23 protein-coding genes are annotated in these 24,654 nt (G+C 54.3%); 11 read left to right on the top strand and 12 right to left on the bottom strand.

Going from position 1 to position 24,654, the window contains the following annotated elements:
• Positions 1–128: 128 nt before the first annotated feature.
• Positions 129–995 (top strand): 4-(cytidine 5'-diphospho)-2-C-methyl-D-erythritol kinase, encoded by an 867-nt coding sequence (gene ispE / locus VLX68_16765; GenBank protein HUI93898.1) that lies wholly within the window; start codon positions 129–131, stop codon positions 993–995.
• 120 nt (positions 996–1,115) lie between these two features.
• Positions 1,116–1,355: a hypothetical protein gene (locus VLX68_16760; protein ID HUI93897.1), complete on the top strand. Its 240-nt coding sequence runs from the start codon at positions 1,116–1,118 to the stop codon at positions 1,353–1,355.
• A gap of 8 nt (positions 1,356–1,363) precedes the next feature.
• Here VLX68_16760 and VLX68_16755 read toward each other — a convergent pair whose 3' ends face one another.
• The 5 genes from VLX68_16755 to VLX68_16735 form a co-directional block, all read right to left on the bottom strand.
• Positions 1,364–1,864 (bottom strand): hypothetical protein, encoded by a 501-nt coding sequence (locus VLX68_16755; GenBank protein HUI93896.1) that lies wholly within the window; start codon positions 1,862–1,864, stop codon positions 1,364–1,366.
• Between the two features lie 87 nt (positions 1,865–1,951).
• Positions 1,952–2,224, bottom strand: a complete 273-nt coding sequence (locus VLX68_16750) for a hypothetical protein (protein ID HUI93895.1) — start codon at positions 2,222–2,224, stop codon at positions 1,952–1,954.
• Positions 2,225–2,505: 281 nt separating this feature from the next.
• The gene (locus tag VLX68_16745) at positions 2,506–3,672 is read right to left on the bottom strand and encodes an HD domain-containing protein (protein ID HUI93894.1); all 1,167 of its coding nucleotides are present in this window, start codon (positions 3,670–3,672) and stop codon (positions 2,506–2,508) included.
• Positions 3,669–3,830: a hypothetical protein gene (locus tag VLX68_16740; protein ID HUI93893.1), complete on the bottom strand. Its 162-nt coding sequence runs from the start codon at positions 3,828–3,830 to the stop codon at positions 3,669–3,671. Before VLX68_16740 ends, VLX68_16745 begins: the two co-directional genes overlap by 4 nt.
• Positions 3,831–3,891: 61 nt before the next feature.
• The gene (locus tag VLX68_16735; protein ID HUI93892.1) at positions 3,892–4,785 is read right to left on the bottom strand and encodes a hypothetical protein; all 894 of its coding nucleotides are present in this window, start codon (positions 4,783–4,785) and stop codon (positions 3,892–3,894) included.
• Between the two features lie 286 nt (positions 4,786–5,071).
• Between VLX68_16735 and VLX68_16730 the strand changes: the two genes are divergently transcribed.
• The 6 genes from VLX68_16730 (at position 5,072) to VLX68_16705 (ending at position 11,915) form a co-directional block, all read left to right on the top strand.
• Positions 5,072–6,082 (top strand): hypothetical protein, encoded by a 1,011-nt coding sequence (locus VLX68_16730; protein ID HUI93891.1) that lies wholly within the window; start codon positions 5,072–5,074, stop codon positions 6,080–6,082.
• A complete protein-coding gene (locus VLX68_16725; GenBank protein ID HUI93890.1) occupies positions 6,072–7,073 on the top strand; it encodes a VWA domain-containing protein in 1,002 nt (333 codons plus the stop codon). The genes VLX68_16730 and VLX68_16725 overlap by 11 nt, the downstream gene beginning before the upstream one ends.
• 153 nt (positions 7,074–7,226) lie before the next feature.
• Positions 7,227–8,249, top strand: a complete 1,023-nt coding sequence (locus VLX68_16720) for a VWA domain-containing protein (protein ID HUI93889.1) — start codon at positions 7,227–7,229, stop codon at positions 8,247–8,249.
• Positions 8,246–9,118 carry a tetratricopeptide repeat protein gene (locus VLX68_16715; GenBank protein HUI93888.1) on the top strand — a complete coding sequence of 291 codons (873 nt, stop codon included), beginning with the start codon at positions 8,246–8,248 and terminating at the stop codon, positions 9,116–9,118. Before VLX68_16720 ends, VLX68_16715 begins: the two co-directional genes overlap by 4 nt.
• Positions 9,119–9,279: 161 nt before the next feature.
• Positions 9,280–11,157 (top strand): BatD family protein, encoded by a 1,878-nt coding sequence (locus tag VLX68_16710; GenBank protein ID HUI93887.1) that lies wholly within the window; start codon positions 9,280–9,282, stop codon positions 11,155–11,157.
• Positions 11,154–11,915 carry a tetratricopeptide repeat protein gene (locus VLX68_16705; protein HUI93886.1) on the top strand — a complete coding sequence of 254 codons (762 nt, stop codon included), beginning with the start codon at positions 11,154–11,156 and terminating at the stop codon, positions 11,913–11,915. Before VLX68_16710 ends, VLX68_16705 begins: the two co-directional genes overlap by 4 nt.
• Positions 11,916–12,010: 95 nt before the next feature.
• Here the strand turns inward: VLX68_16705 and VLX68_16700 are convergent, their stop codons facing one another.
• Together VLX68_16700 and VLX68_16695 are read right to left on the bottom strand one after the other, a co-directional pair.
• Positions 12,011–13,114 carry a T9SS type A sorting domain-containing protein gene (locus VLX68_16700; GenBank protein ID HUI93885.1) on the bottom strand — a complete coding sequence of 368 codons (1,104 nt, stop codon included), beginning with the start codon at positions 13,112–13,114 and terminating at the stop codon, positions 12,011–12,013.
• 269 nt (positions 13,115–13,383) lie between these two features.
• Positions 13,384–14,439, bottom strand: a complete 1,056-nt coding sequence (locus tag VLX68_16695) for a hypothetical protein (GenBank protein ID HUI93884.1) — start codon at positions 14,437–14,439, stop codon at positions 13,384–13,386.
• Between the two features lie 193 nt (positions 14,440–14,632).
• Between VLX68_16695 and VLX68_16690 the strand changes: the two genes are divergently transcribed.
• Together VLX68_16690 and VLX68_16685 are read left to right on the top strand one after the other, a co-directional pair.
• A complete protein-coding gene (locus VLX68_16690) occupies positions 14,633–16,708 on the top strand; it encodes a response regulator (protein HUI93883.1) in 2,076 nt (691 codons plus the stop codon).
• The gene (locus VLX68_16685) at positions 16,705–17,517 is read left to right on the top strand and encodes an MBL fold metallo-hydrolase (protein HUI93882.1); all 813 of its coding nucleotides are present in this window, start codon (positions 16,705–16,707) and stop codon (positions 17,515–17,517) included. Before VLX68_16690 ends, VLX68_16685 begins: the two co-directional genes overlap by 4 nt.
• Positions 17,518–17,995: 478 nt before the next feature.
• On the opposite strand, the gene VLX68_16680 is transcribed toward VLX68_16685, so the two are convergent.
• The 5 genes from VLX68_16680 to VLX68_16660 all read right to left on the bottom strand — a co-directional run bounded on the left by VLX68_16680 (position 17,996) and on the right by VLX68_16660 (position 23,261).
• Entirely contained in the window at positions 17,996–18,811 is an 816-nt protein-coding gene (locus VLX68_16680; GenBank protein HUI93881.1) for a Cof-type HAD-IIB family hydrolase, read from the bottom strand.
• Positions 18,812–19,266: 455 nt separating this feature from the next.
• Positions 19,267–21,108: an AAA family ATPase gene (locus VLX68_16675; GenBank protein HUI93880.1), complete on the bottom strand. Its 1,842-nt coding sequence runs from the start codon at positions 21,106–21,108 to the stop codon at positions 19,267–19,269.
• Between the two features lie 12 nt (positions 21,109–21,120).
• The gene (locus VLX68_16670) at positions 21,121–21,477 is read right to left on the bottom strand and encodes a hypothetical protein (protein HUI93879.1); all 357 of its coding nucleotides are present in this window, start codon (positions 21,475–21,477) and stop codon (positions 21,121–21,123) included.
• 117 nt (positions 21,478–21,594) lie between these two features.
• Positions 21,595–22,284, bottom strand: coding sequence for a tetratricopeptide repeat protein (locus VLX68_16665; protein HUI93878.1), 690 nt, complete (start codon positions 22,282–22,284; stop codon positions 21,595–21,597).
• A 176-nt stretch (positions 22,285–22,460) separates the two neighbouring features.
• Complete coding sequence (locus VLX68_16660) at positions 22,461–23,261, bottom strand: carbohydrate binding domain-containing protein (protein HUI93877.1); 801 nt, start codon at positions 23,259–23,261, stop codon at positions 22,461–22,463.
• A gap of 257 nt (positions 23,262–23,518) precedes the next feature.
• On the opposite strand from VLX68_16660, the gene VLX68_16655 reads away from it, so the two are divergent.
• Positions 23,519–24,334, top strand: coding sequence for a hypothetical protein (locus VLX68_16655; protein HUI93876.1), 816 nt, complete (start codon positions 23,519–23,521; stop codon positions 24,332–24,334).
• The last annotated feature ends 320 nt before the right edge of the window (positions 24,335–24,654 follow it).

The raw sequence follows: 24,654 nt of genomic DNA, 5'->3' as shown, positions 1-24,654 counted from the left end.
CTTTCAACCTCCAACTTTTAACCATTTGTCTTCTCTGCGTTCCCAGCGTCTCAGCGGTGAATCTTGAACATTTCAAGTTCGATAATGGCCCGGGGCCTGAGCCACCACCATTATTTATTTTTAACCCCATGAAGAAACTTTCCGCCAAATCCTACACCCGCGTCACCCTTGCCCTTGACATCGTGGGAAAAATACCGTCGGGCCCGTATGCCGGATTTCACGAACTCGGCGCCATCAAGCACAAAATAAGCCTGCATGACGTCATCACCGTCGAGGAATCCAAGGACATGCGGATCGTCTGCGGCGACCCGCGGGTGCCTAAGGACGGCGCCAACATCTGCTGGAAGGCCTGCGACATCCTTAAAAGCACCTTTGGCATCGCGCAAAACGTCAGCATCTTCATAGAAAAAAATATTCCGGTGCAGGGAGGGCTGGCCGGCGGCAGCGCCAATGCGGCCACGACGTTTGCGCTATGCAACGAGCTCTGGGGACTCGGCCTTGACAAACAGAAAATAATCCGGCTTTCCCGCACGGCGGGCATGGACGTTCCGTTTTACTTTTCGGGCGACACCGCGTTTGACAGCGAAGCGGGCGGCAAGCTGGAGCCGATCGCCTCGAGCCTTTCCTTTGACGCCATACTGGTAATGCCGGATTTCGGCGTTTCAACCGCGGAGGCATACCGCGGCCTCGATTACACCCGCATCGGCCGCGAAAGGGAGAAAACCGGCGCCATGCAACAGGCATTTGTCAATAATGACCGCGCCAGCGTTGTCAACGCCATGCATAACGACTTTGAGCTTTCGGTGTTCGGGCGCCTGCCGCAACTCTCACTCGTGAAAAAGCGCCTTCTCGAAGCCGGGTGCGCCAACGCCGTCATGAGCGGGTCGGGGTCGTGCGTGATCGGCATCCTCGAATCACCGAAAGACTTTAAAAGGATCAGCGCCAAGGCGGGAATGAAAACAATGCTTGTATCATCAAAACCCGCGAATGCATAATAAAAGCAGATGAGACACGGAGACACAGCCGCTTCCAACTTTCAACGTTAAACTTAAAATTATTATTGATCTCCTTGTCTCTGTGGCAAACTTTTGTTTTTAGTAAAAAAGGAGCGTGCCATGATTGACGAGGCGCTTGACCTGCGTCGCGGAAAGTTCAGGTGGCATTCCAAACAGGAGCTCTGCGATTACTTTGAATTTCACTACGGCCTCAGCAAAAAAATCATCGAATCGGAGATCGCCGCGTCCATGAAGGTGTTCAAGCTGCGCAAAGGACAGGCGATCAGGACCACCGAATTATGGCAGAAGGTGGGGCTCACCATCGAAAGAAAATTCCGCACAATGTATAATGTCAAGTGATCGCCGGGTCAGCGGCCCGTGCGGGAGCTGTCGGCGGCCGCGACCGGCGCCCTGCTCATGGGAAACCAGGAGAAGGGCGAATAGTAGTTGTCGTAATAATAATTCCCCGGAGCATGGACGACGCTCAGTTGAAAAATCATATTGTCGGTAGGTTTCCACGAAAGCGATGCCTCGAGGGGCATGTTCTTGAAATATTCCGCCGACGTGATGTTCCCCGCCGTGAGGTTCTGCCCAGGCGCAAACGTTGAAAAGAGCGGGAACCCGAAATTGAGGTTCAGGGTGAGGGGCTGGGAGAATTTGTAGGTGAGCAGGGTGCTGTACAACCCCTGCGACTGCAGCGAGGCGCCGCTCGCGGACATCATGCCCATGCTCAGGCTGTGCTGAAGGGAAAACCGTGACGGGTCGAGAAGACCGCCCTTGATCGAATCGGTCTTCACGTCGTATGCTTTCGCGTTCTGGCCGAACGAAAGCGCGGCAATATAAAGTATGAAGATAATTCCCCGGATCATTTAAGTATTTCTCCCCTTTTTGACCATACATACTACGGAAAGAAATAATTTTTTATTGCCCCGTTATAATTATACAATACGACATTGTTAAATAAAAGGCCTTAACCCCTTCCAGAACGATTTTCTCCTCCTGCTCGGCCGCCAGATAAACTTGCAGGCGGTGCACTTCACCCGCCGGTGGCCCTTGAGCGTGCGGATGGGCGAAAAGAAAAACGGATCGTAATATTCCACCGCCTTGCTCCCGCACTTGGGACAGTCGAGCCGGGGGCCGTTCCAGAACGAGTCCCACAATTCCTCGAGCATGGACTGGTATTCCGGTTCGCGGTTATTGCGATAATAATGATTATGGGGTGATTCCATCACCGCCGTCCTTATTTATAAATTCACCTGAGATAAAAGTTGTAATAATAAATTCTATTTATTAATCCTGCCATTAAACAGATGACAACCGTTCGCCCTGAGCTTGTCGAAGGGTGAACGCTCATGGTTCCCTTCGGCGGGGCTCAGGGTAAACTCGCTCACCACGAGTGGTATAGGTTTCCATTAAAAATGTTATCGACATTCTGACCTCATTAATACCTCTTCTCTGCGCTCTCGGCGTCTCTGCGATGAAGCTTTTCGAATATTCAGATCAACCAATATTATATCACCGGCGTCGGGACAAACAGCTGTATATACGTCCTTTCCGCGAAATGGTCGGTCATGCCCGCGATATAGTCCGCCGCGATGCGCCACGGCGGCGTCTCGTCGTTGTAGTTCGTGTTCTTGATAAAATGGAAAAACACGCCGAGATTCGGCGCGTCCCGCTCGGCCGCCGCCGTTGCCCCGGCATCCCTGCCCCGGTCGGTTTTTTTGAAAATGGCTTTCAGTTCGTGGTAGAGCAGGTCGAGAATGTGCCCGGATTTCCTTCCCTTGCCCGCCACGTCGGGATGATTGTAGATGCGCTCGTAGTTGAAGTCCTTGAGCGCCTCCATGAGCTCCAGCACTTCCCCGCTTAAAACAATGGCGTCTTTGTCGATGCTGTTGGCGATGATGTCGTTGACGAACCGGCCGATGATCGCGCCGTTGTCCGAGCCCAGGTCACGTGCGACGGCGGCGGGAATGTCGGACTTGCGGATGAGGCCCGCCTTGATGCCGTCCTCGAGGTCGCGGCCGAGATACGCGGTCCGGTCAACCATGCGCACGAGGCACCCTTCGAGGGTCGACGGCAATGCACCGCGCTCGGTGATTGATTCCAGTTTAGTCAAGTCGCGCTTGCGGTCCGGCTCGAGCACGCGGTCGAAGCTCTCCCCGCAATGGGTGATGATGCCGTCCCGCACCTCGTAGGTGAGGTTGAGGCCCGCGCCGTAGTTGGTGAGCATGTCCACCACGCGCAGGCCATGGATCTCGTGTTTGAACCCCTGCGCCACATCGTCGGCCTTGAGCAGCTTGTCAAGCGCGCGCTCGCCCGCGTGGCCGAACGGCGGGTGGCCCAGGTCGTGCCCCTTGGCAATGGCGTTGATGAGGTCGATGTTGAGATTGAGGCAGCGGCCGATCACGTAGGCGATGCTGGAAACGTGGAGCACGTGCTCCAGCCTGGTGCAGATGTGGTCGTTGTCGGGCGACAGGAACACCTGCGTCTTCTGCTTGAGCCGCCTAAAGGGCGGACAGTGAAGGATCCTGGTTTCGTCGCGCGAGAACTCGAGACGGAACGGGTCGCGCCGGATGGGATTCTTCCGCCCAAGCGACTGGCTGCTCCTTTTTGCAAAGGGCGAAAGCGTTTCCTCGTTCTGATTGAGGAATTTTATTATGTCGAACTCGGTCTTCATGCCTTGTTTTGTTCCGATGCCGCTTTACCGGCGAGAAACCGGCATACGAACTCTCCCTGCATGCCGGTGTCAAAGGGCTGGCGGTTCTTTTTCACCAGCGCGATCGCCTGTCCGCCTCCAAGGGAAAAATAAATTCCCGCAATGCAGGAAAGGAGCATGCAATTCCATCGTCAAATCCTCTATGGACGATGGCGGTTCGCGGAGTCTACGGACCAGGAATTACAAGAATCCTCTGATCCCCACTGCAAGCAGTTTATCCCGGTTCAGGCGCACCTGCAGTTGGTCCACCACCATCCAGTCGGCGAATAGACTCAATCCAAACTTTCCCTGCGTCGCCGTGATCTCAGCCCCTATCTCCTGCCTCCACTTGACGCCGCTCACCCGGGTCAGGTAGGCGCCGGTTTTCGCGCTCACGACGCCGGCGAAACCTTGCCACTTGTAAACGGCGCAGCGCGCCTCGCCTATGATGTCGAGGGCGTAGTCCTCGTTCCAGGAAACGATCGAGGTGTCGATACCGAACAAATCATGCAAATAATAGCCCAGCGTTGCCTGCCACGCAATCCGGTTTTTCCAGGTCAGGGGCGCGGGGTCCGCGATGGCGTTTTTAAAGTCTCCGGGCCTGAAATCCGGCGACGACGCGCTGAGGTAGAGCCTGTTCCAGTACACCGGCGTCAGGTCGAGCGTGTCGATTTCGTGGAAGCAATGGTGGTCGAGTCCGAGCGCCACGTTTACCGGCGCGAAACGGTATTCGAGCAGCGGCCCGAACCCGGCGTCAACCAGGCGCGGGTCGAACAGGATGGCCTTGGTGGCCCACTTGCTCACGCCCATGGTCATTGCCATCTCGCCGAAAAAGAAAAAACGGTCGTTGACGGAAAAAAACGCAAGCTCCGCGGCGCTGATCCATTCGACAAAATACCGGAGTCTGTACGTGGAGTCTTTCTGTAAAAAGAAGGCGTGAAGGTCCTCGTTGAAATGGAATTCGGGCGCAAGCCGGAAGGCCGGAGACTTTGGCGATGAAAGCGAATCACCCGCGTAACTGTCAAACCAAGGCGCCGTAAAAGACAAGAGCGACAACAACGACAAAAACGCGCAGTAACGATTAAGGAATTTCATCAGCGGCTTTATCATAGCAATCCAAGATCTATCGGACAAATCCTGAAAAGAAATTAATACATGGAAAGCCCGCTCCACTGTTGTAAAGTCCTTAATTGCAAATTCATCCTTTGATTATCATCATTCCCTGCCATCCTTTATTTATTTTTTACCTCCTTTGCAATTCAATGACACCAAGATTTTTATGTCTAACCACTGATAATAAATGAAGTTATCAAAACGTAATTAACTGATTTTCAGCCATATATCATTGAATGATTTTATTGCAGTAATGACAGATTTCCTTATGCATTATCGATCAATGATTTCCATCACCATGCGGTGTCATATTTTTTCCATCCTGTCATCCATTGTTATCGCCGCCGCGCCTTCGCTCTGTTCCGGCAGCACGATCCTCAGCGCCGTCTCCCAGGACACCCTTTACATAGGCGACAGGGTCCATTTCGGCGTGGTGCTGCTTGTCCCTAAGGCCTCACAGGTCGTGCCGCCGTCGACCGAAAACGGTTTCGGCAAGTTCGCGGTCAAGGAATGGACCTCCGACAAGGTTGAAAAGAAGAACGCCGACAGCCTCACCTTCCACTACATCATCACCACGTATTCGGCGGAAAACTGCACCCTTCCCGCGGTCGATTTCATCGTGCCGAAGGATGCCGGCGCCGAGACGCTTCGCACGCAGCCCGTTCCCATGCGCCTGATTCTGGTCTCCTCGCCCGACACGGCGTCCATCAAGGATCTCAAGCCGCAGCAGACCGTGGGCAAGCCCTCACTGCTGTGGCTGTGGATCAACATCGCGGCCGCGGCGGCAGCGGCGGCGTTTTTTCTTGTTCGTCACTATTTTCCCAAAAAGGGAAAAATCGTCAAGGCGCAGCCTCCCCGGCCGGCGTACGAGGAGGCAATGGAAGCGCTTGCCGCGCTTGAGGCGAAGCAGTACATCGCAAAAGGCTTGATCAGGGAATACGCCTTTGAACTTTCCGACATTGTCAAGCGCTATATCGAGCGGCGGTTCGCGGTGAACGCGGCGGAATTCACCACCGAGGAAATGCTTGACTGGATCAAGGTATCGCCGCTCGACTCGGACTGCCGTAAAAACGCGGAGTGGTTTTTCTTTACAACGGATCCGGTGAAATTCGCGAAGCACCTCCCGGACAGCGACACCGTGTATCGGTTCGGCCCGAGCATGCGGGACTTCTTTGAAAAAACCAAACCCGCGGCACAGCCCGAGAAAGAATCGGCCCCATCGGCGCCGGTTGCGGCAAAGCCGACGGGAAATGGAAGGAACGATACCCATGCATCTTGAGAACAAATGGTTCCTTCTCCTGCTGCTCGCGCTGGTCCCCATGGTATGGACCTATATCCGGCGCGAGCGAAAACGGCCGGCGGTACGTTTTTCCGATCTGTCAATATTGCAGAAACTCCCCGCTTCCTGGTTCATCCGGCTCCGCCACGTGCCGTTCGCGCTGCGCATGGCCGGGATCGCGCTCCTCGTCGTCGCGCTGGCGCGTCCGCAGCAGGGCACGTCGGAGGAGGAAGTGACCACCGAAGGCGTCGATATCATCATCACGCTCGACGTGTCGATAAGCATGAAGTCGCTCGATTTCCAGCCCAAGAACCGGCTGTTCGTGGCAAAGGAGACCATCAAGGACTTCATCATGAAGCGGCGCAACGACCGGATCGGCCTCGTCATCTTCGCCAAGCGCAGCTACACCCGGTGCCCGCTTACGCTTGACTACAACATCCTTACCGGATTCCTCGACCGCACCGATTTCGAGGAGTTCAGCGACGCCACCGCGATCGGCACCGCGATCGCCACGGCCGCCAACCGCATCAAGGACTCGCCGTCAAAGAGCAAGGTGATCATTTTGCTCACCGACGGCGCGAACAATTTCGGCGAGATCGCGCCGCTCGCGGCCGCGAAGGCGGCAGGCGCGCTCGGTATAAAGATATACACCATCGGCGTGGGCAGGGAGGGCGAGGTGCCCTTTCCCGCCGAGGGGATCAACCCCTTTACAGGACAGAAGGTGGTGCAGATGCAGATGATCCGCTCCGACCTCGACGAGCAACTGCTCACCGACATCGCGGCCGCAACCGGCGGAAAATATTTCAGGGCGCAGAACGCGGAGAAGCTCAAGGAAATCTACGACACCATTGACAAAATGGAAAAGACGATGATCAAGACAAAGCTCTACACGAGCTATGCCGACCGGTTCTTCGGCTGGCTCATCGCCGGGTGTATCGTGCTGTTCGTGGAAAGCCTGCTGTCGCTTACGCTGTTCAGGAGGATTCCGTGATGAAAAAATCAAGGCGGAAATGCGAGAAAGCATGGATGCGCTGATGCGTGAATGCGGAAATACATGGAAGCGTTTGGCCCATCAGACTGCTTTTTCCGCATGTACGCATACACTCGTGTCCGCATATACTTTAAGAAACGAAGGCAACAGATCATGAGATTCGGCAGCCCCACCTATTTCTGGCTGATGCTCTGCATCCCGCTGCTGGTCGGAATCTTCATCCTCGCCCACCAATGGAAGCAGGCGGCGCTTTCCCGTTTCGCCTCGCTTGCGCTCATGAAGCGCCTGACGCCGGAGAAAATACTGCAGCGGCAGGTGGTCAGATGGGTGCTGTTCCTCGCGTTCGTGTTTTTCGCGGTGCTGGCGCTCACCCGGCCGCGGTTCGGCGTGAAAATGGAAATGGTGGAACGGAAGGGCGTGGACATCATCGTTGCGCTTGACATATCAAAAAGCATGCTCGCCGAGGACGTCGCGCCCGACCGTCTCGACCGCGCGAAATTCGAGACCGAAAAATTCATCGACCTGCTCAAGGGGGACCGGGTGGGCATCATCGTGTTCGCGGGCGAGAGCTTCGTGCAGTGCCCCCTCACGCTCGACTACGGCGCGGCGAAGATGTTCCTCGACGCGGTGAACACCGACTGGGTGCAGACGCCGGGCACGGCCATCGCCGACGCGATCAACCAGGCGATCGACGCGTTCAAGACCCAGAAGAACAAGTCGAAGGTGCTCGTTCTCCTCTCCGACGGCGAGGACCACACCGGCGACGTCGAGGTCACGGCGCAGAAGGCGGCACAACAGGGGATAAAAATATTCACCGTGGGCATCGGCTCGGAAAGCGGCGTGCCTATTCCTGTCGGTAAAGGAAAGGGCAACGTTGCCTACAAAAAAGACGCCGAGGGGAACCTCGTCATGACGCGCCTCAACTCGCTCATGCTCGAAAAAATCGCCATGGAGGGACACGGCAAGTATTTTCACGCCGGCACGACGCTTGACATGCCCGGCATCTACCGTGAAATTTCCAAAATGGAAAAAAACGAGCTCGGCGCCGACCGGATGAACGTGTTCGAGGAACAGTACCAGTGGTTCCTTGCGATCGCGCTGCTGTTCCTTTTCCTCGAATCCGCCGTTCCGCCCGTTGCGCGGTCCATGCAGGAATGGAAAGGGAGAATCGGGTGAGCAATTTTTCAGGATACCGTCAAAAGCAATCCACGCTGTTCATCGGCGCCTGCATCATTGTATGTTTCTGCGGCTTGGCAATGTCTTCCTTTTCCGACGAATTGTATTCGAAGAATAAAAATGCGAACAGCCTTTATCAGAGCAAAAAGTATGACGAGGCCCTAAAGTCGTATGACAACCTCATCCTCGAGTATCCGGCCGAGCAGAAGCTCAAAATGAACAAGGGGTCCGCGCAATACCGGCTCGGCGACTTTGACAAAGCGGAAGAATCGTACGGCCAGGCAAAAGAAATCAAGGACAAAAAAGCGCTTGCCGCGCTGTATTACAACCTCGGCAACGCCCAGTTCATGCAGGGTGAGCGCCTCGGCGCTCAAAACGGCCAGCAGGCCATGGAAAAGTACAAGGCCGCGCTGGAAAATTATATTAAGTCTCTTGATTTGCGGCCTTCCGACAGGGACACGAAATGGAACGTGCAGCTTGCGCAGAAGAAAATAAAGCAGATGGAGCAGCAGCAACAGCAAAACAACAAGGACAACAAGCAGAACAAAGACAACAAGGATCAAAACAAACAGGACAATAAAAACCAGCAGAATCAGGATAAGAAAAACCAAAACAAGCAGGACCAAAAGCAAGATCAGAACAAGAAAGACGACAATAAGCAGGACAAGCAGAACCAGCAGCAGGACCAAAACAAAAAAGACCAGGAGCAACAAAAACCCGAGCCCACGCCGCAGCAGAAACAGGAAGACATGAAAAAGGACGAGGCGAAAAGGATCATTGAGCAGTTTTCAGATGATGACAAGGAATTGAACAAGAAGCCGGAAAAGATGGGCGTTGCGGGACAGAAAAAAGTGGAGAAAGACTGGTAATTATTTTTCGATTTCTGTGTGACTGGTTGACACACTGTCATGCCCGCGAAAACGGGCATCCAGTAACCAGTTAAGACTGGATTCCCGCTTTCGAGGGAATGACACCGTTATTCGTTGATATAGAGAGATTCGAATGGCGTCAGGCAATAGAAATTCAGCATATGACTGATTCTAAAAAACATTCCTTAATTCAAAAAGGTGCGGGATTCCTTCTTCCCCGCCTCATATCCATCATTCCAATTGCGTTCGGCATTTCCTGGTCCCAGAACATCTCCTTTTCCGTCACCGCCGACCGCACCAGCGCCATGCTCGGCGAGCAGATACAGATTCAGGCCCAGATCACCAGCAGCAAGCAGCTCGCCGGCCTTGCCGCGCCGCAGGTGCCCAAAAGTGAAGACTTCGACGTGCTGGGCGTGAACCGCAACCAGTCGTCGTCCACGTCAATCTCGGTTGTCAATGGCGCCATGACGCAGAGCGTCACCACGACCTACTTTTTCAATTACGCCATTGCGCCGAAGAAAACCGGCACGTTCACCTTCCCGGCGCTTCAGGCCGTCGTCGACGGAAAACCGTATTCCTCCGCGCCCTTCGCCATCACCATCGGCAAGGAGGCGGTGCAGACCACGGACGTACGGGTGGTGCTGCAGACCGGCAAGAAGAGCCTTTTTACCGGCGAACAGACCATCCTCACGGTCAAGGTCTGCCAGAAGGCCGGCTCGCAGGCGCAGCTCTCGCAGCAGGGGCTTGCCGGCCTGTACGACAAACTGGAAAAAAACCTGAGCAAGGACTTCGCCGTCGCACGGCTGTTCAATCAGCTTCCCTCCAAAAGCGCCATGGAAACGGTGAACGGCGAAAAGGAGTTTGTGGTGAAAGTGCAGTACGCGCTGTTCCCCATCTCAACCGGCGACCTATCGATCCAGCCGGTGCCCTTTGAATATGTGGTGCTCAAGAGGGTGCAGCCACGCCGGAACTCCGATCCGTTCGGCGATTTCTTCGGCGACGATTTCTTCGGCGGCGGCGTCCAGCAGATTCCGAAAAGCGTTCTGTCGAACAGGCTCATCATCCACGCGGCCATGCTCCCGCCGCCGCCCGCCGGTTTTTCCGGCGCCGTGGGTTCGTTCTCCATGAACGCAGGCGTCGACCCCAGGCAGGTGCCCTCGGGCGAGGCGGTCACGCTCACGGCAACGGTGCGCGGCACCACCAGGCCGGGAAACATGGGCGACCTCGCGCTGCCGCAGCTTGCCGAATGCGAAGTGCTGGCGCCGGAAAAGCACGTATCTCTTGACACGACGCAAAACGGTATCTCATGCGTCAAGACCTACAGATACCCCATCATTCCCCGGCAGGAGGGGACGCTTTCCATTCCGCCCCTTTCGTGGATTTACTTCGACCCCGCCGCCCAGGCCTACAAGACGCTCCGGTCCGACACCCTGCGCGTTGCCGTGACAAAAGGGAAAACCGCGCAGGCGGGCCAGACGCGGTACCTCACGCAGGAGGAAATCCAGCAGGTGGGGCAGGACATCCGGTTCATCAAGACCGGCGCCGGCATCAGGAAGCAGACCGACCAGCCGTACAAAAACCCAGTGTTCTTCATCCTGTTTCCGCTTCCTTTCCTGCTGGCGCTCTTTTCCCTTTTGTATAAGATACAGGCCAAGCGGTACGAACGCGACGCTTCGCTCGCGCTGCGGCAAAAGGCGGTGCGCAGGGCCTGCAGGGCCGTTGCAACGGCACGAAAGAAAGGCCAATCCCTGACCGTGGAACAATTCCTCGCCGGCGTGTCGGGATGCCTTGAGGACTTCATCACGCACAAATTCGGATTCGCCGCAACCGGGAAAACACGCCTTGAGCTGCAGGAGGAATTAAAGAACCGCGGCGCGCAGGATGACCTGGTGAAAAAACTCGTTTCCTTTCTCGAAGGTCTCGACGCCTACCGCTTCGGCCGGGCCGCTTTGGATACCTCTTTGCGGAACGGCATTCTGAATCAAACCGAAGGGTTCATCCGGGACCTTGCAAAGCAGAAAAAGGGGAAACCGTCATGAAGCCTTTCATCACCGCATGCGCGGCGCTGCTCCTCCTGTTCGCAGGAGTCAAGGAAGCCTCATGCGCGCCCGTCAGCTTCTGGTTCGAAAAGGCGGGCAAGCTGTACGAACAGCAGTCCTACGACAGCGCCGCCTGGTATTACGAGCAGATCCTTTCGTCGGGCGTGGCCAACAGCGCGGTGTATTACAACCTCGGAAACTCCTATTTCAGGCAAAAAAAAGTCGGGCTCGCCCTGCTCAACTACGAAAGGGCGCGCAAGCTCGCGCCCACCGACGCCGATGTTTTGGCAAATATAAAATTCGCGAATTCGGTGCTCATTGACAGAATACCAATACCGCAGCAGAGCTTTGCCGGGGCCATCCTGTTCAGGCTGCACACGCTGTTCCCGCTCAACACCCAATTATGGATTTTATTTTTTCTCCTGCTTGCCCTTGCAGGCCTGTTTTCCGCCGGCCTTTACGCTTCGCGGAACGCGCGGCTGTGGATTGTCTACCTCTCTTCCCTGCTGCTGCTCGTCGCCTGCGCCGTGGGCGCCTCCGCCGGCGCCAAGATTTACGCAAGCGAGCGCACCGCCTACGCCATCGTGCTCGTGCCGTCGCTCGACGCCAAGAACGAGCCCAACGGCAGCAAGCTCATCTTCACCGTGCACGAGGGCACCAAATTCCGCATCCGCAAGACCATCGGCGAATGGTCGCTGGTGAGCCTGCCCACGGGGATGAGCGGATGGGTGCAGACGGCGTCACTGGGGAAGATTTAGGCGAGCGTAGAAATTATTCTGGATAATCCGATTATGGATATGAAGGGCATGATGTGGTGTAATCATGCCCTTTTGATTTCTTATTGTTTGTTCGGTTACTTTGTGTACATAAAGGGCCGGGTGAGGACGGTGCGGTCGGAAAGTTCGGCACGAATGAGATAAATACCTGCCGACAAACGGCCGAGGGTAACCAGATTGTTTGATTTCATTGTGAATATTGCCTTTTGTTCGCCTTTAAGGTCGTAAATTGTAAGTTTAGCCGAAGCATTGTTTCCAGCAATATTGTCCGACCAAATGCAGAAAACCTTGTTGTCTTTTACTAGGATTCGATTTATTGCCTGCGTCTTATTGTTTTTGATTTCAATGGTAGACACCGGGGGTACAAAATACCCCCAAGGCCAACTTAGGTCGGAAACACCTTCTTGGTAAACGGCAGCTACATTAAAGTATTGTGGTCCCCAATTAGGATTATAGAAACAGGACGTATCGGGCGGCACCGGAGAATTCGTAGGCAAGAATACATTGGTGTTAGTAAGCAGGTGTGTTGAACAGCATTGGGATGGGTAAATCGGTCTTGTTGTATCTATTATGGATGTCCTAGTGACGCAGAGAATGTAGCCAAGAAGATGATTATCATTATCTAAGGGAGGTTCCCAATTAAAAATTGTTCCAACCTGAAAATTAAAGACTGCAAAAGAGGTATCTACCGGTGTAATTCTTAGATTGTTTGGCCTATAAAGTACTCTCCTGTCATAATTTGAATTTGCAAGAATCCTATTGTTGGGAAATGTGTTATGCCCAAATTGAAATACATATCTGCCATCAGACAACTTGTTAATAATATTAATTTTCTCAAAAGTAGAATCTGCTTTTCTAATAACACAGCTTACAAATTCTTTTGGAGAAATGGGGTGCCCACGCCCGGAAAGTTTCATGACATTGCTGTCATTGAGATCCGGTGCAAGGTTGATATCATTAAAAAAGGCATTAAAAAACCAACCGTTTGGTGAATAGGTAAAATATGGCCCTTTTAGCCCCATAATGTTCCATTGAAAGTCAACCAAGAATGACGAGTCATGTGGAAATCCGTGAATATCAGTCGTGTCAATTGATTCAATATAACCTGCAAAAATATTAATATTAAATAGTACCACGATCATGATTCCATTGAAAAGAACGATTTTGTAAAACTTTCGCATATGTGCTCCTCTCTTAACTATTGAAATATCTCCTTACATCAATTTTACCTATAATATACCATTAATTTTGCATTTTACAAGTTCTTTGATCAAATATCGTTTTCTGGAAGAAAATCGGTCCTTCTTGGCACCGAAGCTGAAGAAATCAGAGGCGAAAAGCCGGCTGGAGAAACAGGAGAAAGAATATTGACAATAGCCGACGCATTAAAATCTTCCATTGTACGATGAGGGCTTGCTTTTAAAGTCGCCGGTACCAAGTGAAAGTTCATCTATTTTGTGTAAATGAAGGGCCGGGTGAGGACGGTGCGGTCCGGTAACTCCGCCTTTACAATATATAAGCCGGGGCCCAAGTGTTGTGCAAAAGGATTCCAAACATTTGCGCTTGAATTGATATCGGTGAAACGGGCAAGCTGACGGCCGGCGGGAGAGAAAATGGAAAAAGATGCCGAAGAGCCGTTTGCAATTGACGGGTAAACATTAAAAGCAAAACCGGAGCAATTTTTCGCGACGGCAAGTTTGTATTGAAATTCGCGGGATCCTGTCACGCGGTTTTGAACGCCAACCGCTGTTGTATAAAAGTAAAACCACCCTTCAAGAAAGTCCGATTTTCCCTCGGTGTAAACAGCCGCGAGATTCAGGAAAAAACCATTACCGAAGTACTCCACATTCAATTGAGGGCTGAACTTCGTTGAGGAGATAAAGGCGACTGAATCCCACTGACTGAGATCTATCGGTTTTGTCGTATCAATCGGTACTCCGTATTTAGAGCAATAAAAAATATAGCCCACCAGATGATTATCATTTGGCAAGGGAGGATCCCAAAGAAGTGAATCAAAGGTGAGGTCGGGTTTGAAGGAATTATGCACAAAATTATTTGGCTTGTATCTTATCGACCGGTCGTAGTCCGGTCTTTCCAACATCCTGTCATTCGGCGTAGTGTTCTTCCCATACCTGAAAATATACTGGTTGCCGGAAATCCTGCCCGCGAGTTGGACCTTGCAGAAAGTGCTGTCTACTTTCTTTAAAATAAAATTATGATAAGAGACCGGAAATTTAGTTCCACCGAAGAAAGAATCATAGTAGGAATAAATCTGAGGGGCCAAATTTTCGTCGTCAAAGGAATTGCAGAACCAAATTCCTTCATAGCATAATATATGTGCTTTCACCGTAAAAAAAGTGTCCGAATATACCCTGAACGCTGAATCCAACCCATATCCGTTCGCGTCTGTTGTATCGAGACCTTCAACATAATCCGCAATCGCGCCATTTGAAAAAACCATTATAAAAATCACCAAGCACCCTGCACTCACATTTTTTGCATTCATTTTCAACCTCACTTGTCGGAAACGGAATTTATCTCTTTCTCATAATATACTCAAAATTTCCCCCTTTTCGACCTCCAATCACAAATTCCGGTTTCTGCCAGAAAACTCCCCCCGCCACCCTTCATCCCCTGTTTCCTTTTTGGTATTGACACTTTTCCCCCATGAGATTATTATATTTTTATAAGCCGTTCCCATGAAAAAACCAGTTCCAAAACCTTTCCCCCACCCCATCGCCCCCGACCTTTGCCGCGACATCCTCGACAACATCCCCGAGAGCGCCATCATCCTCGACGACAAGCTCGCGATCGAATGGGCGAACCGCGCGGCGCTCACGGAGCGCGGCCTGCCGCTCGAGGAGATGCGGGGCAGGCACTGCTACGAGGTGTGGCATTCCCGCTCGTCGCCCTGCGGCGCCTGCGCCGCGCAGGAGGTTTTTTCAACCGGCGTTTCCCGGACCGCGACCGTCACCTTTCCCAACGGCATGGAGCGGCAGGTGCGCCATATCCCGATGCGGGACGCCGGCGGCGGGGTCGGCCGGGCAATCGAAATCATCCTCGACACTACGATCCAGGAATGGCGCACCGACCTCTACTTCGACCAGAACCGCTACAGCGCGGCGCGGGCCGAGATCTGGAGGGCCGCGGCGGACAAGACTCTTGACAAAGAGGAACTCATCCGCCGGCTCCTCGGCATCCTGGGACAGTTTTTCAATGTGAGCCGCGTGGGATACTACGAGGCCGCGGCCGACGGCAGCGGCACGGCATGCACGGTACAGTGGTGCGCGCCGGGCCTCGAAAGCTACCTCGGCCAGAAATTCCCGATAGCGCTTGTCAAAGGCATCCGCGAAGGCGCCGGCGCCGACGTCACAAGGCTTACCAGGAGCAACATCCCCGCCGAATTCCGCGGGACGCTTCTTTCCCATTTCGAAACCTACGGCATACGGTCGGCGCTGCTCGTGCTGTTCAGGCAAGAGCCGTTTTCGTTCTTTTCGTTTTCCGACTGCGTGCGCGAGCGCGCATGGGACGACACCGAAACCGCGCTCGTCCTCGAGATGATGAAAATCGTCGCGCTGCGCGTGGACCAGATAAAAACCGAGCAGGAAAAGGCCGCGCTCGAAGGACAGCTCCGCCACACGCAGACGCTCGAGGCCATCGGCCAGCTGGCTGGAGGCGTGGCGCACGATTTCAACAACATCCTCGGCGCCATCTCCGGTTATGCGGAAATGATACGCCAGAAATTTGCGGCCGGCAATCCCAAGCTCGAGAAATACGCCACCGCCATCCTGTCAGGCTCGCGCAAGGCGGCAGAGCTCACTGCCCAGCTCCTCGCCTTTGGTAAAAGGGGCAAGATCCAGAAAACAAGCCTTAACGTCCACCAGGTGCTTTCTCACGTGTCGCTCCTGCTGCAGCACACGCTTGAGGAAAAGGTGACGCTCGTGCTCGACCTGAAGGCAGAGAACCCCTATTTCACCGGCGACCCCACACAGATGCAGAATGTTTTTCTCAATTTGGCGCTGAACGGACGCGATGCCATGCCCGAGGGCGGAACACTCACCTTGGCAACGCGAGACACCGGCGCCGACGGCCTGCTCCTTGCGTCGCACCCAGGTGCCGGCGCTGGCCCCTATATCGCGGTCTGCGTCAGCGATACGGGCGTGGGAATGGACGAAGCGACAAAAGCGAAGCTGTTCGAGCCTTTTTTCACCACCAAGGACGTGGGCAAGGGGTCGGGCCTCGGGCTCGCCAGTGTTTACGGTTCTGTCAAGAGCCACAACGGGTATGTGTGCGTGGAATCCGCGTTGGACCGGGGAACGTCGTTCACGGTGTATCTTCCGTCCGACGCAAGCGCTCCGGCGCGGCACCGGGAGAGCGAAACGGAAGGCGTTCTCAGCGGGAGCGGCACGATCGCCGTGATTGACAATGACGAAGCCATCCGCATCATCAGCAGGGAAATGCTCACCGCCGCCGGATACACGGTGAGCGAATTCGAGGGCGGGAAACAGGCCATCGAGTATTACCGCGGCCATGCCGGCGATGTGGACCTTTTCATCATCGACATGATCATGGAGGGCATCAACGGCAGGGAATGCTTCAGGGAACTCAAGAAGATCAATCCCGGCGTTAAGGCCATTCTTTCGAGCGGCTACAGCTACGAGGGCGACAAGCAGGAGATTTTTTCCGAGGGCATCTGCGGCGTGCTCCAGAAGCCGTTCGACAGCGCGCGGATCACGCAGGCGGTCGCCGACGCGCTGAAAGGGGCGCACTCATGAGGTTCTGCATGCTGCGCAGCGGCTCCAGCGGCAACTGCACGTTTCTGGAGCACGGGGGCACGAAGATCCTGCTCGACGCGGGCGGCATGAGCATGCGCGGCATGGCGGCGGTCCTCGCGGAAATCAACGAGCGCTTCGCCGACATCAACGCCCTGGTGGTGACGCACCTGCACAGCGACCACCTCAACCAGAATTCGCTGGTGCTGTGCCGGGACCACGGCGTGCCGCTTCACATTCACGAATCCAACGTACACGCCCTCGCGGACATGACGAATAAACACCGCATTGCCGGCCTTGCCGTGCGCCCCTTCGCCTGCGCCCGTTTCACGGTGGGCGGCATCGTGTTCTCCCCCTTCGTGGTGGGCCACGACGCCAGGGAGACCACCTGCGGGTTCACGTTCTGGGCCAAGGAATCCCCTCTGTCAAGGATCGCGTTCGCCACGGACCTCGGGTGCTTTCCCGACGACCTCGTCCCTCACTTTGCCGACTGCGAATGCATCGTGCTCGAATCCAACCATGACACGGGCCTGCTCTGGGACAACCCGCGGCGGCCGTACTTCCACAAGGTGCGGGTGGCCTCCGACGAGGGCCATCTTTCCAACGAGCAGGCGGCGCAGGCGCTTGTCAAGATTTACGCCGCGTCAAAACGGCCGCCGCGCACTATCGTGCTGTCGCACCTGAGCGCCGACCACAATTCGCCTGAAATGGCGATAGGGCATGTGGCTGAAAGACTAAGAGAACATGGAATACCTGCAAATTTACTGGCAGCTTATAGGGATAAAAGGATGGAGTTTATAAGATTCGGATAAATATTGCTCTCTTTAGCTGGTATTATTTCAGGATAAAAACAATCATGGCGCCTGCCGGTCACGGCACCGTGCCTCCTTCCGGGCTCGGCTGTTCGCCTCGTTGCCGGACCGCCCGAAGTCGCCTTCGGCGAGGGGTCGGCGGGCAATTCGCTCCTGCTCACCCTCCCGTCCGTACTGGCGCAGAACATCATCCTGTGTATTAATTTTGCGCTTGAAAACACAAAGTTAGGAAATGCCGGTGTCTGTAATATTTCTTCTTCCACCGTGTAAAGCATGACCTGCGTAGGCAGTTCGCCGGCCCCCCAGGTCTCCGCAAGACACGGGACTCCGGCGCCAAAGAGGGGTGTGCCCCCGGATCGCCGCCGCATCCTGTGGCAGCGTTTGTCTTGACATATGGGATGCGGTGGAAGCCGGGGGTCAGGGGAACGACCCTTGGAAGTACCCGAAGGGGTAGACTTCCCCCCACCAAATAAATATTTTACGATCTCTTCAATCTCTCCCACTCCTTCGCCACCGCGTCCTCATTGTTTGTCCATTCGGAAACATACGACGCGGCGCGCTTTGCCTCTTCTGAGGCGTTTTTCAGGGCGATGCCCGTTTTCGCGGCCTTGAGCATGGGGATGTCGTTGTTGGCGTCGCCGAAGGCCACGGCGTTGGAAAGATCGACGCCGTACGCCTCCGCGATGGCGGCCAGGCCGTTGCCCTTTGTCGCGAGCGGGTTTAAAAATTCAAGGTAATACTCCCACGTGCGCACGATGTAAAGCTCGCCCCCCCATTTCAGGCGCAGTTCGTGCTCTTCCCTGTCAAGCACCGGCGGGTCTCCCACGAAAATGATCTTGAACGGCGAGTTGCCGCGCATCGGCAGGAGCGAATCGAGCAGGTGGAATTCGGATCCGGTCTGGGCGTAATACAGGTCGTTGAAGGGCGCGGTCTTCTCGTTGCGCACGGTGTAAAGGGAGCCGGAAAAATAATAATTCACCGCGAATTCCCTTCCCTCGGAATATTCGATGAGGGAATCGGCATGCCGGGCGGAAAGCGGCGCCGAATAAATGAGCCTGCTTCCCCGTTTCCTGCCGGCATAAACCGCCGCGCCGTTGAGAGTGAGCAACGCCGGATCGCATGGCAGCCCTTTAAGGTATTGCATCATGCTCGAGCCGAGCCTTCCCGATGCGAGCGCGACCACGCACCCGTGCGAGGCCATGTCGGCGAGCGCCGCGGCGTTGGCGCGGGAAAGACGCTTGTCGGAGGTGAGAAGGGTGCCGTCGAGGTCAAAGGCGAGGAGTGAGGGCGGCATTAGTAAAACATCGATTGTTTTAATTCTAAAATAGTGCGGGCGTTCCCCCGCTTCGCGGGGTCGGTCTCCCTCCGGGCTCGGCTGTTCGCCTCGTTGCCGGACCGCCCGAAGTCGCCTTCGGCGAAGGGTCGGCCGGCAATTCGCTCTTGCTCACCCTCCGGTCCACCTAACGCGTGGCATAAGTCAATTGCCACTTGTTTTTCCCCCTCTCGGCAGCGCAACAGTGTGATGTTTCAAACGAATTTACCGTCAACCTCATGCAGACACAACTTAAAAACTGAAATTTACGCTTTGAAAGCCTCCCCGGCGGGAGGTTGGGAGGGCGGGCCACAAAAAGCATTTTCCTTGCCCGGTCTAAGGGCCGGCGAGGCCCTTCCACATTCTGAATTTATATTTGTTGTTCTTTTCAAAAAATAAATGCTATTAATATCGCAGGACCGCCGCAGCCCATCGCCTTAACGGTTTACATTCGCCAGGTACTGTTCCCGGTAAAAAAACAATTTAGGATCAGTAAATTTATAGAAGAATTTTCCAAAGTCAATCCCGTCGCCGGCCGCGCTTTTCACGCCGTACCCGACGTGCACGTGCGGGCCCGTGGTCTGCCCGGTGAGGCCGATCGTGCCCACGACGGTCCCCTTTTTCACGGACTGGCCGGTCTGGAAATAGCGCCGGTCCATGTGGGAGAAGGTCACGATGAAGTCGTCGCGGGCAACGCCGAGGGTGTGGCCGGCGGAGGCGCTTTCCTTGTTGATGACGACGCCGTCGACGGGCGTGATGATTTTTGAGCCGAGCGCCGCCGCGACGTCGATGCCGTAATGCGGTGTGCCGCCGCCCATGCCACGGTCGCACCAGTCCCCCGTTATATAGGAGCATGGGTCGTCGACCATGGCCATGAAATACTCGTACGCGGGCAGCAGCTGCTTTTCGCGCGGGTTCACGATGTTGAGCGGCGGGTAAAACACGACGTTCACGCCGGGCGGCACCCAGTCGCTTCCCGTTATCTTCCGTTCTCCCGGCAGCCTCGTGCGGTTGTACACGTCAATCACTTCCTGCGCGTACTCGCGCACCTCCGACTGCGCCGGGACCATCGCCCGGTACCGGCAGATGATGAACTTTGCGTATTTGTAAAGCGACTCGCCGGGCAAGAACGCATGGGCAATGAGCGGCCGGACCGGTTCGATCAGCTGCTGCGGAGCCACGGGCCGCGGCGCCGGTTCGTTGGTCGCGGGAATGTTGAGTAAAAGAACGGCAAACACCATGCAGGCGGCAGCGAGCCGGGGAACAAGCGGCGGGAGCGCGGCGAGCCGCCGCCACAGCGGCCGCGGCGATTTCGCGGGCGGGCTGTTGAGCACGTACTGCACCATGCGGCCGAGCTCGTCGAACGCCCTGGCCGCGGCGCCGTACTGGTGAAGTTCGTTCAGCGTTTTCCCCTCGTCCTGGGCGTCGCGGATCCCCGCCGATTCCGGAATCTCGAGGTCGAACATCACCGACTGCGGGATGATGGAAAGGCCCGTCTGCGTCCTGATCTGCACCTCTTCGCTCAGGCCGTCGAGGAACTTGCGGTTCTCGCTCATGGTGCGGGTCTTGCCCTTTATCTTCGAGTCCTGCCTGCCGAACACCTCGTTCTTGACAATGCGCACGCGCACCGATGGGTTTTTCTGCGCCATCTTCTTTACATTACGGAAATAATCCTTGAGGCTCTTGGTGGCGAGCGCGTTGAGCGTCACCGGAATCAGGTTGAGGCTGCATTTAGTGTACAGGCTTTTCGTAAGGGAGTTCCACACCGAGGGCGTGTCGATGACGATGTAGGTGTAGGTGCTGCGGCAGAGCTCGAGGTTGAACAGAAAATTCTGGAGATGGAAAAAGAACACGGGTTTGAATAAATCGGAATTCGCCGGGATGAGATCGAGGCCCGGACGGACGGTCAGGGCAAGCCGCCTCACCTCCCCGCTCCCCACCACCTGCGAAAAAAGACACGCTTCCGTGCGGCGCAGGAATGCGCGGGCCTTTGCGGCCGACGGATCCGCCGGGAGCGCCGCGCCGGCCGGTGAAAACCTGCGCCTGAACAGCTGCCACGACGAAAGCTTCACGCCGGCAGGGTCCTTGCCGAGTGCAACGGTTGCGCTCCCCTGCACGTCAAGGTCGATGAGGAGCGTGGGAGCCTTTTTCGCGAACACCGCCGCGAGATTGGTGGCGACGGTGGATTTTCCCACCCCGCCCTTTATATTGGCGACATGAATGACGCCGCCGCTGTCACGCTCGGCGAGGAATAGCGTGGTTTTGGAACGGATGGCCATCCGTATCCCCCGTTACAGGGTGTGCGATATCGCTTCTACGATGGCATCAACTTCCGAGGGCTTCTGCAGGGCATAGTCTTTTTCGTGCCGGTTTCTGTCGTTGAGGGCGACAAAATTCGGAGGCGCATTGTAAAACACCACCGGCACATGCTCTATTTTTTTTCCGATCTGGAAATACCCGGTGATCGACCGACCGCGGTGCCAGGTATCGTAATCGAGCAGGATAAGGCCGGGAAGCGAATGGCCGACGGCGTTCAGGAGATCGTTGCTCGTGCCGCATTGCACCACCTTGTACCGGCGTTTTTCCAGGGATTCAACCAGCTTGTTTTTTCGGCTTTTCAGTTCGTCAAGAATAAGAACTTCCATCACTGTTCCTCCTGTTTCGAGCAAAAACGCTCAATTACCCGTTCGGATTTCCATTATCTCTTTTCATCAAATACACTCCCCTGCACGGCGCGCGATGCATCAACGGCGGTGCTGGACCGTTCAATTAGACCGGGGAGCATCGATCTCGACGATAAAATTTTCGGCCTTCTGGCGGTACGCCGCAGCCTGGGAAATCGTGTCGGCCACAATCTGCTGGCAGTACCGTTTCGCGTCCTCATCACGGCCAAGTTCCTTGCTCACCAGGGCCGCCTTCCATGCAAGGGACGGAAAACGGTATCGTATGCGGGAATCGGCAAGGGCCTTTTTAAGGCAGTCGAGCGCCTCCTCGCGGTTGCCCTTCGCGTCGTAACAGGCAGCCAGGCCCTCATAGGCGTCCGCGCCCACAAACCCCGTTTTCGGACTGGCGGAGACGGCTGATTTGAACCACTGTACGGCTTCGTCAATTTTTTCCTGACGCAGCATGATGTTTCCCAGGATGTAGGCGCTGTACACCGCCTGCGGGGAATTCTTGTGGTTGTCAACGACATTTTTAAATCCTTCAACTGCGTTCCTGTCGTCCCCGTTGATATAGGAGACCATCGCTTTTCCAAAAGCGTCCTTGGCTTGTACTTCGCCTGTCTTGCTCACATACCGATACACGCCGAAGCCCGCCACCACCAGGCACACGGCAATGCCCACCGCGAGGAGGGTGTTGCTTTTCGCATCGATAAACTGCCGTGCCTGCCCGACAAAATCAAGGAACGCGTCTTTTCTGATTTCCTGTTTTTTCTTGCTGTATTTTATCTCCAAAAATTCCTCCCCTGCACGAACATGCAATAGCGCACATGTAAAAAAACGGTTGCCGGGTGATTAAAATACATGATTGCCCGCTTTCAGGCCAAGATATCGCACGGCGCGCTTTACAATGCCGGCGAAAAAAATAAAAAAGGGGCATCAGCCCCTTTTTTTAAACCCTCGAACAATTGCTACTTGGTCAACGTGACGGTTTTTGACACGGTCTGAACGCCGTTATTGACTTTTAACAGATAAATGCCGTTGCAGACCGGGAGCGATCCTAAATTGATCTGATGCGAACCAGCGTTCATGGACCTCAGTACCGCAGAATAGTCTGCGATCTGGACACCCCGAAGTGAAAAAAGTTTCATTTCGGCATTTGCAGGATTGGCCAGAGTGACCGTCACCTGGTTCCCGTTCATGCGCACAAATTCAAATGATTTCTTTGCCTGTTTGCCTGATACGATACCCGACGAAACCTCGGTTATCGACACGTTTTTTATGTAGATCGTTTGATTGAGGGGAACATTGCCGAACCCGAGTGAGAAATTGACCTGGCCCGAATCGTCGTCGGCGGTGGGCGAGAAGGGAAAGGAGTAAGTTGAGTCGGTGGCGCCGATGATCACCGCGGAATCTGAGAACCAAACCGCCGCATTCGGCGGCTGGCCGACGGTCTTCACCTGGGTGGAGACGGAGCAGGCGGCGGTAGCGTGTGAAGTGAATGAATAAATGTAATTGGCACCGCCGGTGAGTTTGATGTCCTCAAAATGGTAGAAGAAAACGTTCCAGGCCGCCGCGCCGATTGCAGTTACCGTCAAATGGAAAACGCCGTTTGAGATCCCGTAAGAGCTGTACCCCGTGCCCCAGTTTCCAACGATCCATTCGGGGCCAAGCGGGGCCGAGAAATCACCGTTCGCAACGAGGTTCGTTTGAGCATGGATCGCCGAGACGGTCAAAAGAGAAACACACAGAACGAGAAAAAGTTTACGCATACCCCTCCCTTATAAATAAAAAGTAATTGGAGACTTTTAATTCATGCCGCAATGCCGCATGCCTCCATTTTTACGGCCTGCAAGTTTATAAATATAAATAAAATTTATTTTATACAAAGCGGAAAAATATCGATGGGACGGTTTTTTTGATCATTTTAACGCATAAACACCATTTTTTAAGATAACAGCGTAAATTTTTTCTGCTTTTTCAATAAAAAAGCTTATTTTATTGATGTACTTATTTTAAGGAGCTGAAAATGAAAATCGGAGAAAAAATTGTTTCGTTGACAATGGGGATTACCATTTGTCTATGCGTACAAACATTCGGACAGTATATGAACGTCGCCCTGAATCCCAACGATGTGCGGACAGCAGGACACGGCTTTCCCCACGCGTCATCGAACAGCGAATATCCCTGCGAGCCGTCATCTCCCGCGGGGTGCGCTCCGGACACCACCTTTCTCGCCCTCAACGCCATTGACGGGAGAACGGGCAACATGTGCCACGGCAGCCTGCCCAACTGCGGATCATGGGGCCCGCAGATGATCGCCGGCCTGTGGTGGCGCGTTGATTTCGGCCATGACGTTCAGCTTGACAAAGTGGTCATCTGGATCCGCCATGACTTTCCGCACGACAGCTGGTGGAAGGACGCCACGCTCGTGTTCTCCGACAGCAGCACGGTGGCCATCCATCCCGATTCGGTCTCCATCGGCCAGCCATTCACCTTTTCAAGCCGTGTCACCAACAGCCTTACCATCACCAACCTGGTCTATAATGAGAACAAATGGTGCGCATTCGCCGAGGTACAGGCATGGGGATACGACGCGCCGACATCCGCGGTAAACCTTATCAAGGCCGAAAAAATTTCAGGTATAAATAATACAAGGATTTTCTGTTATCTACCCGGCGATCACAGTTTTATAATTCTGCCCGATCATGCTTTGGGTGCCGACCTTTTTACAATCCAGGGAAAAAAGGTTTTAACTTTTCTCCGCGGCACAAGTGCGAATAATAAAACCTTTAGGATGCCAGCGGAATTTTCAAAGGGTATTTACCAGATTAAATATTTCTAAATCCAATAATTATTTTTCTTTATTCTTATTTCAGTATAAGGCATTGAAGGGTTTTCAATGCCTTTTTTCATTTATCAAGAGAAATTTACGCGATTAACCCGGTTGCAACTTTTTTTAAATAAAACGCAATTTTTGTCATTTTTCTTTATATTAATTATTCGGGGGGCGGATTGGGATCCCACCTAAGCGTATCATGGAAACGAAGATATGCTTGATAAAAAGGTGGGGAGAATTTTTCTTCCTTTTTTTAAACATGCCGGCCGGTTCTTTTCAAATTCCATTTTCTTCTCCCCGGGTCATTTAATCTTTCTTATTGTTTT

The sequence above is a fragment of the Chitinivibrionales bacterium genome, from assembly GCA_035516255.1.
GTDB lineage: Bacteria > Fibrobacterota > Chitinivibrionia > Chitinivibrionales > FEN-1185 > FEN-1185.
Note: the sequence above shows the minus strand (reverse complement) of the source record. Positions and strands in the feature narration are given on the sequence as shown.